A 12,982-nucleotide genomic window follows, 5' to 3' on the forward strand; every position below is an offset into this window, starting at 1 on the left:
AGACCAAGACAATGCTATTCGGACTTGATGGCGTCGAGATAGGCCTCATTATCGTATTCTTTTGCCTTTTCGGAGGCATCCTCTCAGGTTTCCCGGTGGCCTTCGCCATCGGTGGGGCGGGTGTGATCTCGTTCGGGATCATCGCCGCGCTGGACAGCGCTGGATTGCTGATCCACCAGGCGATTGACACCGGCTCACAAGCTTACCGAGACCTGGTGAATTCCGGGGTCAAACCCGATACGGTCTCGGTCTTCCGATACCCGGACTTACCAAGGATAGGCGAGCCGGTTTTCCCGTCGGGTTGGGAGACCGCGTTGGACCGCAACGTTTCCTTCATAGTCAACCGCATGAACGAAAGGGTTCTGGCCGGTCAGTCGATTGAGACCCTTCTGGCGGTGCTGATGTTCGTTCTGATGGGCATCACGCTGGAGCGTTCCAAGATCGCCAACGACCTGCTGACAACGATGGCGCGTGTCTTTGGCCCGCTGCCCGGTGGCCTGGCCGTGTCGATTGTTGTCGTGGGTGCGTTTCTAGCCGCTTCGACCGGGATCGTTGGTGCGACCGTGGTTACCATGGGCCTGCTGGCGCTGCCGACGATGTTGCGTAACAACTACTCGCCCGAGTTGGCGACAGGTGTGATCGCGGCCTCGGGCACGCTGGGGCAGATCATCCCTCCGTCGATCGTGATCGTTTTGTTGGGCACTTTGGCGGGTGACTTGTATTCGACGGCGCAGGAAGAGCGTGCGGTCGAGGCGGGCTGTACCGATGCGCTGACCTTTTTGGGGGAGCCTGCGGTGGTCTCGGTTGGAACCTTGTTCCAAGCGGCTTTGTTGCCGGGGATCATGCTGGCGCTGCTCTACGCGCTTTATGCCTTCGGTTATGCGCTGCTGAACCCGGATAAGGCGCCGGCAGTTGAGCTGTCGGGTGGCTCTGGTGAGACGATCACCCGTTCTGAGGGTCTGACCTGGCTGCTGGGTGCGCCGGTTGCGATTATCGTCGGTGCGGTGCTTCTGGGCAGCGCGGGCGTGATCGGCAGCCAGAACATCTCGGTCTCGGCCTTCTCGGATGTGGGGCAGGGTGCGTCTTTGCGCACGAATGTCTCGGCTGAGTGTCAGGCCTCGATGATCGAACTGCATGGCCAATCCGCCTGGGATCAGGCTGTGGCCGAGCAAGAGGCAATCGACGCCGCCGGTGGCGTTGCCAGCGCTGAGCGCCTGAGCGACGAAGAACTCGCCGCCGCCCGTGACGCCAAGATCGCCAATGCGGCTCCGATCGGAACCGGCGTTTCGATTGTTGTGGTGCTGCTGGCGCTGACCTTGGTTCTGGGTCGTGGCATCGCGCCTTCACGCTCGCCGCAACCTCTGATCGTTGGGGCGATTGGCCTGTTGTTGATGCTGTTGGTGGATATTCTCTTCATCCAGCCAACAACCTCATCCGGGGCGACATTCGTGTTGCTGGCGATTCCCTTCGCCATCGCGATCTACGGCTGTAAGGAGGCTGCCGCGCGTTGTGCCACCAACGATCTGATACGAGTTGTGTTCCCGCCGCTGGTTCTGATCATCGCGGTGCTGGGTTCGATCCTTGGCGGTGTTACCAATCCGACACCTGCTGCGGCACTGGGTGCCGGTGGTGCGATCATGTTAGCTGCGTACCGCAAGCTGCAGGATCAGGGCCGGTCCGGAAGTGTGATCATCTGGTCGACCTTTGCAGTCATTATCTGTTTGCTGATGGGTGTGAATTTCGATCTGCGTATCAATCAGGGCAATGTCCCGGTTGAGACCTGGATCGCCTTCATTCTGGCTTATGCGACGTACCTGTACGCTCTGTTCGGTCTGTTGTTCGGCTGCTGGGTCCTGTTCTCAAGCGGGGTTCTGACGCCGGTGGTGCGCGAGACGGCGAAGGTGACCTCGATGGTGTTTACCATCCTGATCGGGTCGCAGTTGCTGAACCTTGTGGTGATCTCCTTCGGGGGTGAGCATTACATCCAGCAGTTCCTGCGCAGCTTCGACAACGAGTTCACGGTCTTCCTGATCGTGATGCTGGTGCTGTTCATTCTGGGCTTTGTGCTGGACTTCCTTGAGATCATCTACATCGTGATCCCGATTGTTGGGCCTGTGATCTATGGCGGGTCGTTCGATCCGAAATGGGTGACCATCATGGTGGCGGTGAACCTGCAGACCTCGTTCCTGACGCCGCCCTTCGGGTTCGCCTTGTTCTACCTGCGAGGGGTCGCCCCGAAAGAGGTGACGACGGGCCATATCTATCGTGGCGTCGTACCGTTCGTGATCATTCAGGTCGTCGGTATTGCGATCCTATGGTTCTTCCCGACCATTGTGACCATCGTGCCGGATCTGATTCCGAACTGATCACTGAGTGTAGTCCAAATGAAAAAGGGGGCCTGGAAGGCCCCCTTTTACTTTCTTATTTTAGGTTTAAGGCGAAGAGCTTGCGCGGACTTTAAAAGAGTTATCTTCGGCCGGATGAACGGGATCATGCGAACTGGATGAGGTCCCAACGATTTCCGAAAGGGTCCTGCCATACCGCGACTGTGCCATAGGGTTCAACACGGGGCTCTTCTTCGAAATGGACACCCTTTGCCCGCATTGCTGCGTGATCGCGTTGGAAGTCATCTGTTTGCAGAAAGAACCCAACACGCCCCCCGGTTTGGTTGCCGATAGCAGTTTCTTGTTCAAGACCGTCGGCTTTGGCCAGCAGTAAGGAGGCCTCTCCTAAACCCGGCGGCGTGACGAGGACCCAGCGTTTTCCGCCTCCCAGATCAATATCTTTGGAAAGAGTGAAGTCTAGCGTTTCAGTGTAGAAATTGATCGCAGCATCGTAATCAGGCACCACGAGGGTGACAGCGTGCAGGCTCTGTTTCATGAAAGGATCAGCCTTTAGTGGGGTGGCGGTCAGGCAGTTGGATGTTTGCCACTTGCTCGGCTATAGGGGCCGAGGCGAGAGGGTGGTGCGAGGCATCTGCGAAAGCCTCGGGGTTGGAGATTTTCTCCCAGCGCCCCCGAACATAGGCCTCTAGCCCGGAAAACTTGGCTTTGTAGCCCATTTTCGGACTGCCCGGGACCCAGTAGCCTAAGTAGATATAGGGCAGGCCGGCCTCACGCGCGATCTCGATATGGTCGAGGATCATGTAGGTGCCCAAAGAGTTCTGCGGCTGGTTTGGGTCGTAGAAGGAATAAACCATGCTGAGGCCGTCATCCAGAACATCGGTCAGACTGACGGCGATCAGGTTTCCGGTCTCGGGGTCGGCATACTCCACAACGCGGCTGCGGATTGGGGTTTCCTCGATCATCGCGGCGAACTCGAAAACGTCCATATCGGCCATGCCGCCATCGGCGTGGCGGGTATCGAGGTAGCGACGGAACAGCTCGTACTGATCATCGGTGGCCCAGGGCGAGGTTGCGCGGCGCTCTAGGTATCCATTGCGTTTGGCGGCGCGCTTCTGGCTTTTGGTCGGGCGGAAGGCCGAGACGTCGATCCGGGCGGAGAGGCACGCAGCGCAATCAGTGCAGGATGGGCGATAGAGGACGTTCTGCGACCGGCGAAACCCTTGTTGAGACAGTGAATTGTTCAACTGATCCGCGCCTGCGCCTTGCAGAGCGGTGAAGAGTTTGCGCTCCATCCTGCCCTCAAGGTAAGGGCAGGGCTGGGGGGCCGTCACATAGAATTGTGGTGCAATTGGCAGCGTGTGTCGCATGAAGGTCCCATGTAGCCTCGGACCGGATGATAGCAACGGATTTTCAAGCCGCCAAGTGATTCAAGTGTGTTGCGTTCAGGCCCGCTGGTTGATCATGACTGTGCCAAGGAAGGCATCCGTCAGACCCTGGCAGCGCGCGCTGGTCAGCATCATGATGACAGATACGATCTGAACCACGAAGAACGCCATGCTGATGAAGTATCCAGCCGTGTGGGCCACGGCCTTGCCCATATCCATCCGTTCGCCGAACGCGTCGCGCAACTCGATCCCCATGAACCGCATGCCAAGCGTGGCAGACCCGTTCGAGATCGTGATGACCCGGTAGATAAAGCTGATCACAGCATAGATCAGCGGCAGGAAGAACAGCCCGGCCCCAAGTGTCAGGAAGACGGGGACGATGCACAGAAGTGAGATAAAGGCGATGTCGAACAACCATGCGACAAAGCGCTTGGTTGCGACGGACTGGTAGAACTCGGGTTGAGTATCGGGATCGGGCAGGTGGTTCATGGTCAGGTTTCCGAAAGGGTAGGTCGTGCTACCCTGTCCCGAATGGTCGGGACAGGGCAAGTCAATTCAGGCCGGTTCGCCTTTGGCGTCGTCTTCGTGGTTTTCACGGGCGCGTTCATCCATGAACTGGTCGAACTCGGCTTTGTCCTTTGCTTCGCGCAGGCGGCGCAGGAAGGCTTCGAAATCCTGCTGTTCACGCTCCAGACGGGCCAGGGTGTCGGCCTTGTAGGCGTCGAAGGCGCTGTTGCCTGATGGCTTCATTGCGCTCATGTGACTGTGCCAGGATTTGCGGCGGCTGCAGGACTTGCTGAACATGCGTTTGCTCCAGATCATATAGGCCAGAAGGGCGAGGCCCACGGGCCAGAAGAAGATGAACCCAAGAACCATGGCGGCGATCCAGGCGCCTTTGCCTTTGTCGTCCATCCAAGCCTCGGCACGATAGAGCCACCCCGGATTTGCGGGTGCGGCGGGTTCGGACAATGCGGTCATGTGGTCTCTCCTGGGGTTGATGTAAATTCCTTTCACATGATCTAGATGGGGAGCGCTTGCGGGGTTGCAAGGGGTCGATGTGAAAAAGATTTACATTTTCGGATTTGGTTGACGGCGCAGGTCTCGGTCAGCAGGGTGCGGACATGATGAATGAGAACACAAATGCGCCAACGATTGCAGAGATCTTGGAGCTGGAAAAGCAGGTATGGTCTGCTTTGGTGACAGGCGATGCCCATGCTGACAGGGCGCTTCTGAGTGCTGATTTCCTGGGTGTCTACCCCTCGGGTTTTGCAAATCGGGACGACCATGTCGGGCAGTTCGCTGAAGCTCCGACAATGGCGGAATTCAAGTTGAGCGAAGAGCGCCTGCGGATTTTGACCCCGGATATCGTATTGCTGTCCTATCGGGCAGACTATGTGCGACCGGGCGCGGAAGAGTGGGAGGCAATGCTCATATCTTCCCTTTGGGAACGTCGGGCGGGGGCCTGGATCAACAGTTTCAGTCAGGACACTCCGCTCGAACAGGAATAATGCGTTTGCCGCATTGACCTTGCCGCCCAGCGGTGCGCAGGGTCCGGGTATGACTGAGAGTTTGACCATCAACCGTCTGCCGCGCGCGTTCGACCAGTCTTTGGGCGATGAAACCCGCGCTCTGCTTGCCGACCTGACGGCTGAGCAAGGCGATCTGATCGCCGGAACCGCAGGGTCCAGCCCGTATCTGAAGGGCCTGATCGAGCAAGAGAGGGAGTGGCTGCCGCAGGCCTTGCACCAGCCGGACCACGCTTTGGCAGAGGTGATGGGGGCCGCGCGCGCATTGGCACCAGATCAGCTCAAGCCGGGATTAAGGCTGGCCAAGCGGCGGATGGCGGTACTAACCGCTTTGGCGGATATTGCAGGTGCTTGGCCGCTGGAAAGGGTCACGGCAGCGCTGACCGAGTTTGGTGCGCTGGCGGCAGATGTGGCCGCAAAGGCCGAGATTGCCGCCTTGATCCGCCGCAAGAAGCTGCCCGGAATGACTGAGGATGATGTCGAAACCGCTGCCGGGATGGTCATTCTCGCAATGGGCAAGATGGGCGCGCATGAGCTGAACTACAGCTCGGATATCGACCTGATCGTTCTGTTTGATGAAACACGCTTTGACCCGGATGACTTCTACGAAGCCCGGCACGGGATGGTGCGGGCCACGCGCAATTTTTGCGCCACGCTCAGCGACAAAACCGCCGACGGGTATGTATTCCGTACCGATCTGCGCCTGCGACCGGACCCCGCAGTGACGCCGGTCTGCATGGCGATGGAGGCGGCTGAACGGTACTATGAAAGCCTCGGTCGCACATGGGAGCGGGCTGCCTATATCAAATCGCGCGCCTGTGCGGGGGATATTGCGGCAGGAGAGAGGTTTTTGGACACCCTGAAACCCTTTGTCTGGCGTCGGCATCTGGACTTTGCCGCCATTCAGGACGCCCATGACATGCGCCTGCGTATACGTGAAAACAAAGGCACGGGCGGCAGCCTCTCGATCCCCGGCCATGATATGAAACTGGGACAGGGCGGTATTCGCGAGATCGAGTTTTTCACCCAGACCCGGCAGTTGATTGCAGGGGGACGGGACCCTGATCTGCGCGCGCGCGGCACGGTGCCCGGGCTGGCGGCTCTGGCGCAAAAGGGCTGGGTGCCGGAAGAGGTTGCAGAAAAGCTGACCGATCACTACCGTGCGCATCGCGAGGTCGAACATCGCATTCAGATGATCCACGACGCTCAGACCCACAAGGTTCCTCAGTCTGAAGACGGGATCGAACGGGTTGCCTGCCTGATGGGGCTTAGTAGCAGCGATCTGACCAAGGATCTGACCCGTCGCCTGACCGAGGTGCATGAGCTGACCGAAGGCTTCTTCGCACCGGGTGCGGGGCCTGCGCCGACGCCCACGCCTGAGGTGACGTTCGACCAAAATATCCTCGCCCGCTGGGCCACATATCCAGCGTTGAGGTCTCAGCGCGGGCGGCGCATCTTCGACCGGTTGAAGCCAGAGATCCTCTCGCGCCTTGCCAAAACCGCGCAACCCGATGAGGCGCTGCTGGCGTTGGACGGGTTTCTGGCAGGCCTGCCAGCGGGTGTTCAGTTGTTCTCGCTTTTTGAGGCCAACCCACATCTGATCGACCTGTTGATCGACATCGTTGGCACCTCTCATGCGCTGGCGTCACACCTGTCGCGCAACGCTTCCGTTTTTGACGCGGTGATCGGAGGCAGTTTCTTCAGCGATTGGCCCGGTTTGAAGGCTTTGCAGGCCGAGTTGGTCGAAGCACTGGCGCAGGAAGCCGACTATGAAACGCAACTCGATCTGGCACGGCGCTGGTGCAAGGAATGGCATTTCCGCATTGGCGTTCACCACCTGCGCGGCCTGATCGACGGGGCGCAAGCGGGCCGACAATATGCAGAGCTGGCGCAAGCCGTGATCGCCGCGATCCTACCGTATGTGACGGAAACCTTCGCCCGCAAACACGGCCCGGCACCGGGGCGCGGAGCCGCCATTCTGGGCATGGGGTCGCTGGGGGCAGGGCGGATCAACTCGCAATCCGATCTGGATATGATCGTGATCTACGATCCGCTCGATCAGGACATGTCCGACGGTCCCCGCCCGCTGGCAACGCGCACCTATTACGCTCGGTTCACGCAGGCACTGATCACGGCGCTTTCGGCTCCGATGTCTCAGGGGCGGCTTTACGAGGTCGACATGCGCCTGCGCCCCTCGGGCAATCAGGGGCCGGTGGCCACCAGTTGGGCCAGCTTCACGCACTACCAGCAGGCAGAGGCTTGGGTGTGGGAACATCTCGCCCTGACCCGAGCCCATGTCGTCGCCGGAGACGCGGGCTTGGCTCAGGACATCGAAACTTTCCGCACCAAGCTGTTGTCGCGCCCAAGGGAAGCAGACAAAGTTCTGCGCGAAGTGGCCGAAATGCGGACGCGTCTGGCGGCGGCCAAGGCCCCGGCAGGCATTTGGGATGCCAAGAACGGCCCGGGCCGGATGATGGATATCGAGTTGATGGCCGAGACAGGCGCGCTGATGGCAGGCCTAGCAAACCGGGATGTGATGTCTGGCCTCGACGGGGCGGTCGCTGCCGGTTTATTGGATGTCGCGCAGGCGCAAACATTAAAGGACAGCTACGATCTATGCTGGTCCGTACAATGCGCGGCGCGGCTGCTTTCGGGCAAGGTGATCGAGGCGGATAAGATCGGCGAGGGCGGAGCGGCCTTCCTGTGCCGCGCCACCGGGTTCGAACAGGTCGAAGCGCTGCAATCCGCGTTGCAGGACAGCTACTCCACCGCCGCCGAAATCATCGGCAGTGTAATCAAAGAGGTTGAAGATGGCGCGCAGCACTGATCCAAACGACCCCAAGGGCCTGATCCGCGAGGCGTACAACATCGAAGGCATCGCCATGCCCGAATGCCGCAGCATCTTTCTGGACTGGGCGCTTAGCCTGCCCGATGGCGTGGACCAGAAACAGGCTCTGGCCGAGTTGCATGCGGCCTATTCCGCGCAGGAGCCCGAACATCCCATGACGCAGGTGATGACCGAAGGGCTACAGGCCGCCCAAGCGCCCAAGCGGCGCGGCGGCTGGCGCTCTCGCCCGCGCTAAGGGGTTTTCCTTCGGGCTGTTCGCGACTATGAGGCGGTCATGACCCAAGCCGCAGACCGCCCCCGTATCCGCCTGAAACCCAAAGCCAATGCGCGCGGGCTGCGCCATGGGTTCCCATGGGTCTATGCCAATGACATCGTCACTGACCGGCGCGCGCGCAAAATCCCCGCCGGGGCGCTGGCCGTGCTTGAGGATGACAAACGCGCGCCGATCGCTCTGGTCGCGGTTAACCCCGAGTCGAAGATCATGTGTCGCGTTCTGGATCGCGATATTGAGGCCGATCTGAACGCGGACTGGTTCGAGACTCGCTTGCGCCGTGCGCTTGAGATGCGCGAATGCCTGTTCGACGCGCCATACTACCGTCTGATCCACGCCGAGGCCGATGGTTTTCCCGGTGTGATCATTGACCGTTTTGGCGATGCCTGCGCAATCCAGCCCAACGCCGCCTGGGCCGAGGCGCATCTGGAGGTGCTAACCGACGCGCTGGTCAAGGTGACCGGCGTGGCAACCGTTCTGAAAAACGCCTCGGGCCGGACCCGCGGGTTGGAGGGTTTGGACGACGTCAACCAAACTCTGCGCGGAACCGCGCCAGATGCGCCTCTGCCCGTTCCCATGAACGGCGCGACCTATATGGCCGACCTGACCGGCGGCCAGAAAACCGGCTTGTTCTACGACCAGCGCCCAAACCACGCTTTTGCCGCGCGTTTGGTGCATCCCGATGCTCAGGTTTTGGACGTGTTCAGCCATGTGGGCGGCTTCGGCCTCGCCATGTTGGCAGGTGGGGCGGCACGGGCACTATCCGTCGATGGGTCTGCCGCTGCATTGGATCTTGCCACCAAAGGGGCTGCGGCCTCGGGCTACGCTGACCGGTTCCAGACCCGCCAAGGCGACGCTTTCGATGTGCTGACGCAACTGGGCGAAGAGGGCGCAAAGTTCGATGTCGTCATCTGCGACCCGCCCGCCTTTGCGCCTTCGAAACAAGCTCTCGACGCCGGCCTGCGCGCCTATGAGCGCATCGCCCGCCTCGCCGCCCCTCTGGTCAAACCCGGCGGCTATCTTGGCCTCTGCTCCTGCTCTCATGCCGCAGATCTGGGCCGTTTCCGCGATGCCTCATCCCGCGGGATCGGACGGGCCGGGCGGCAGGCGCAACTGATCCATACGGGCTTTGCCGGACCGGATCATCCGCAACTGCCTCAACTGGCCGAAAGCGGTTACCTCAAAGCCGTATTCTACCGGCTGTGAAGGCGGTTCTGGATACCTGCGTCATCTACCCGACGGTGATGCGAGAGATGCTGCTGCGTGCCGCAAAGCTGGGCCATTTCACCCCCATCTGGTCCGCGCGTATCCTCGAAGAATGGGCCCGCGCCGCCCGTAAGTTAGGCCCCGAAGGCGAAGCACAGGCCCGCGCCGAGATCGCCTTGACCCAAACGCAATGGCCCAAAGCCGAACGCAAGGTCGCAATGGGTATCGAACAGCGTCTCTGGCTGCCCGACAAGGCCGATATCCATGTGCTGGCTACGGCCATTGAGGCCTCGGCGGATGTCATCGTCACCGTCAACGCCAAGGACTTCCCCAGAAACATCCTGTCCGAAGAAGGACTTGAGCGCCGCGACCCAGACAGCCTACTCCACAGCTTCTGGCAAACCGACCCCACAGGCATGGCCGAGACCGCCAACGCGGTTCTGTCCGAAGCCAACCGCCTGTCCGGCGATCAATGGAGCCTACGCGCGCTCATGAAAAAGGCCCGCCTGCCGCGCCTTGGCAAAGCCCTGACCACCTAGGCGGGATCCCTCTTCATCTGGCTAGAAATACCTCGGAGAGCGCGAGAGGCTGGCCTCTCGCTGCACACCCTCAGCCACGCGCCCAACGCTGCTCCAAAGCCTCCAACGCCGCAATCCGCTCATCCGTCTTTGGATGGCTCATCAACCACGCAGGCACCATTCCGGCGCGCTGCTGCGTCAGGTCTTCCAACTTGTGAAACAAGGATTTCTGCGGCGCGATCCCAATCCCGGCCTTCGTCAACAAGGCAGCAGCATATTCATCCGCCTCATACTCATCCTGTCGGGACAAACGCGACGCTAGCAGCGAGGTCAGCGCATTCGCAATCATCGCACCGATGAAAGGAATGAACCGATTCAACACCATGATCAACGCGGTCCGCATCGCGTTCTGGCCTGAGAAATCAATCATCCGCCGCTTCGCATGCCCCAAGGCCACATGGCCCAACTCATGAGCAATTACGCTCGCCATCTCCTCGGCCGAGACCTCACCGTTGCGAAACTTGCGATAAAACCCACGCGTGATGAATATCCGCCCGTCCGGAGCCGCCAACCCGTTCACCGGGTCAATCTCGTAGATATAGACCGGCACCCGCGCGATATTCAAAGCAGCGGCTAACCGGTCAGTCATCCGTTTGAGGGCAGGGTCAGCCAGTTCGGTCGACTTCTGATCCAATTCACGATGGGTGCGCCAGATGGAAATCCGGTACATCACAAGGCCATAGGCAATCGCCAAAAGGATCGGAGTTAAGCGAAGCATGACATAGATATGGGCGGCTCACCCAGTCTAGGCAAGCCGCAATTGCAGTTAAGTCCTAGGTCAAAACATGCCCCGAATGCGGAACCTACCTACCCGGCAGAGGAAGCTGCAAGTTCGAATGGAATTCAGAGAGAGACTGTTTCGTTAACGTGGTACCTTTTGAAGCCTCGAAAAAGGCATGTTCTGCCTCCTTCTCCGCGACCAGTGCATCCACTCTCAAGTCTCTTACATCTGCGCGCAGGTCGTCACGCGCTTCTTCATAGGTTTCGGCGTCACGCAGTTCATCCTCAAGCGCGTTCAGGTCGTCCTCGTAGTTGGGGTCTGAGGGATCAAGCGCGGCAATATCGTCAGCAATGTCGTCGCTGCTGCGGCCGTCATAGCTTTCGTTCAGGTCCCGCAACTCGCGCCGGGCGTCATAGAGATCTCCGCGCAGGTCATAGTAGGTTTCCGCAGCGGCCTGATAGGTCGCGATCTTGCCGACATTGCTGTTGGGAGACGCGTTGCGAAACGCCGGAGCCGCCGCTTTCGAGGCGTTCAGATTGCGCAGCTTGTCCGAGCCATACGGGTCCGTAATCGCAGCCACAAGCGGATCGCGGTAATAGCGATACCGTTCCTTCTTTTTACGCGAATAAGTGTCATAGAGATCTCGCTTATCATCCCACCGTTCGTAAGTCGCATCGTCTTTGGTGTATCTGTAACGATCAGGATCGTAGGGCACGGGCTGGATTGTTACTCCATCCTTGTAGCGATGCCGCGGCTGCGGAAGATCCAGGTAGCCGTGGAACTGAGACAAAGTGCCTTTGGTCACTGTCCGACCTTTGGACGCGTCGAAGAAGGCGGTCTCTGCGTCCTGCAGGGCGTCGCGGGTTTCGTGGCGCAAATCCCTGACATCTGCGCGCAGGTCGTCACGTGCCTCTTCATAGGTTTCGGCGTCACGCAGTTCGTCTTCTAGCGCGTTCAGGTCGTCTTCGTAGTTGGGGTCCGAGGGATCAAGCGCGGCAATCTCGTCGGCAATGTCGTCGCTGCTACGACCGTCGTAGCTTTCATTCAGGTCCCGCAGCTCGCGCCGGGCGTCATAGAGATCCCCGCGCAGGTCATAGTAGGTTTCCGCAGCGGCCTGATAGGTCGCGATCTTGCCGACATTGCTGTTGGGAGACGCGTTGCGAAACGCCGGAGCCGCCGCTTTCGATGCGTTTAGGTTGCGCAACTTGTCCGAGCCATACGGGTCGGTAATCGCAGCCACAAGCGGATCGCGATATCTACGCTTGCCCGGGTTTTGTTCGTCGTATCGCTTGGTGCGATAGTCCGAGCGAGCAACCGGTCGCGGGGAGTATTCGACCGGAGCAATGGACGCTTTGCGGTAGGCCTTGTTTACGCGTTTTCCGCTGGCCTTGGGTTGCACGCGTGAGCGTTTGCCGAGCAGCTGTTCCACGTCGCGTTTTAACTCTCGCCCAACATTCGCCAGGGTTGTTTTCTGAACTTTGCCGCTTCGCGACTTGTTGTTGGAAGGTTTTTGGGACTTCGCTTTCTGCTTGTTGCCAGTTCCGAATATGTTGCGAGAGCGTTGAGTTGTGGACTTGGCTTTTTGCTTTTTGCCATTTCCAAATAGGTTGCCAGAGCGTTGGGATTTGGACTTCACTTTCTGCTTGTTGCTACTTCCGAATAGATTTCGAGAACTCTGGGTTTTGGATTTGGCTTTTCCATGATCCTTACCGGCATTTTTTGCGCCGTTGCTTTTGCCAGATTTTCCCTTTTCGCCGCTCTTGCCTCCGTCTTTTCCTCCCTTACCGGAATTCCCCTTGCCACCTCCGTTGCCCCTTCCGTTCCCCTTGCCTTTGCCGTTGCCTTTATCGTTTTTTGCGTAAGCCGCATCCGGCGCAAAGGCAAAAGTCGCAACGGCACCGGACGCCAGCACCAATGCAGAAATGGTCAAGAAAGACGTCAGATAGTTGCGAAGTTTAGATTTGGTCATCTCAGCCCCCCAGCATCTATCCGTCTGGTCCATACCACGAATCTCAAAAATGCGGGGAATTTTGCTTCGATTGTTTCCTCTGAAGCTATCTCGAGGGCAAAATCTAAGACTTTGTCTTGTTTTTAGCAGCGTT

13 protein-coding genes are annotated in these 12,982 nt (G+C 59.3%); 7 read left to right on the plus strand and 6 right to left on the minus strand.

The window, feature by feature from the left end; all coding sequences use genetic code 11:
* The first annotated feature begins 11 nt into the window (after positions 1-11).
* Positions 12-2,366: a TRAP transporter large permease subunit gene (locus ACXAH8_RS01750; protein ID WP_170676313.1), complete on the plus strand. Its 2,355-nt coding sequence runs from the start codon at positions 12-14 to the stop codon at positions 2,364-2,366.
* 124 nt (positions 2,367-2,490) lie between these two features.
* On the opposite strand, the gene ACXAH8_RS01755 is transcribed toward ACXAH8_RS01750, so the two are convergent.
* From ACXAH8_RS01755 to ACXAH8_RS01770, 4 genes are all read right to left on the minus strand, one after another.
* Positions 2,491-2,880, minus strand: coding sequence for a VOC family protein (locus tag ACXAH8_RS01755; RefSeq protein ID WP_475215565.1), 390 nt, complete (start codon positions 2,878-2,880; stop codon positions 2,491-2,493).
* Between the two features lie 7 nt (positions 2,881-2,887).
* Positions 2,888-3,712 (minus strand): arginyltransferase, encoded by an 825-nt coding sequence (locus tag ACXAH8_RS01760; protein ID WP_170676309.1) that lies wholly within the window; start codon positions 3,710-3,712, stop codon positions 2,888-2,890.
* A 75-nt stretch (positions 3,713-3,787) separates the two neighbouring features.
* Positions 3,788-4,219, minus strand: coding sequence for an RDD family protein (locus tag ACXAH8_RS01765; RefSeq protein WP_170639625.1), 432 nt, complete (start codon positions 4,217-4,219; stop codon positions 3,788-3,790).
* A gap of 66 nt (positions 4,220-4,285) precedes the next feature.
* Complete coding sequence (locus ACXAH8_RS01770) at positions 4,286-4,708, minus strand: DUF2852 domain-containing protein (RefSeq protein ID WP_170458724.1); 423 nt, start codon at positions 4,706-4,708, stop codon at positions 4,286-4,288.
* A 143-nt stretch (positions 4,709-4,851) separates the two neighbouring features.
* Between ACXAH8_RS01770 and ACXAH8_RS01775 the strand changes: the two genes are divergently transcribed.
* From ACXAH8_RS01775 to ACXAH8_RS01795, 5 genes are read left to right on the plus strand one after another with little or no spacing between them, the layout of a single operon-like run.
* Positions 4,852-5,238: a DUF4440 domain-containing protein gene (locus ACXAH8_RS01775; protein WP_475215568.1), complete on the plus strand. Its 387-nt coding sequence runs from the start codon at positions 4,852-4,854 to the stop codon at positions 5,236-5,238.
* 49 nt (positions 5,239-5,287) lie between these two features.
* Complete coding sequence (locus ACXAH8_RS01780; protein ID WP_475215570.1) at positions 5,288-8,083, plus strand: [protein-PII] uridylyltransferase family protein; 2,796 nt, start codon at positions 5,288-5,290, stop codon at positions 8,081-8,083.
* Positions 8,067-8,339: a hypothetical protein gene (locus tag ACXAH8_RS01785; RefSeq protein WP_475215572.1), complete on the plus strand. Its 273-nt coding sequence runs from the start codon at positions 8,067-8,069 to the stop codon at positions 8,337-8,339. Before ACXAH8_RS01780 ends, ACXAH8_RS01785 begins: the two co-directional genes overlap by 17 nt.
* 39 nt (positions 8,340-8,378) lie before the next feature.
* The gene (locus ACXAH8_RS01790) at positions 8,379-9,581 is read left to right on the plus strand and encodes an RSP_2647 family RNA methyltransferase (RefSeq protein WP_475215575.1); all 1,203 of its coding nucleotides are present in this window, start codon (positions 8,379-8,381) and stop codon (positions 9,579-9,581) included.
* A complete protein-coding gene (locus tag ACXAH8_RS01795; RefSeq protein ID WP_475215578.1) occupies positions 9,578-10,120 on the plus strand; it encodes an RSP_2648 family PIN domain-containing protein in 543 nt (180 codons plus the stop codon). The genes ACXAH8_RS01790 and ACXAH8_RS01795 overlap by 4 nt, the downstream gene beginning before the upstream one ends.
* 70 nt (positions 10,121-10,190) lie before the next feature.
* Here the strand turns inward: ACXAH8_RS01795 and ACXAH8_RS01800 are convergent, their stop codons facing one another.
* Both ACXAH8_RS01800 and ACXAH8_RS01805 read right to left on the minus strand, forming a co-directional pair.
* Complete coding sequence (locus tag ACXAH8_RS01800; RefSeq protein WP_170482987.1) at positions 10,191-10,877, minus strand: M48 family metallopeptidase; 687 nt, start codon at positions 10,875-10,877, stop codon at positions 10,191-10,193.
* An 85-nt stretch (positions 10,878-10,962) separates the two neighbouring features.
* Positions 10,963-12,309: a hypothetical protein gene (locus ACXAH8_RS01805; RefSeq protein WP_475215579.1), complete on the minus strand. Its 1,347-nt coding sequence runs from the start codon at positions 12,307-12,309 to the stop codon at positions 10,963-10,965.
* A 270-nt stretch (positions 12,310-12,579) separates the two neighbouring features.
* Here ACXAH8_RS01805 and ACXAH8_RS01810 point away from each other — a divergent pair, with 270 nt between their 5' ends.
* Positions 12,580-12,975: a hypothetical protein gene (locus ACXAH8_RS01810; protein WP_475215581.1), complete on the plus strand. Its 396-nt coding sequence runs from the start codon at positions 12,580-12,582 to the stop codon at positions 12,973-12,975.
* Positions 12,976-12,982: the final 7 nt, after the last annotated feature.

The sequence above is a fragment of the Ruegeria sp. ABV3_008 genome, from assembly GCF_056161185.1.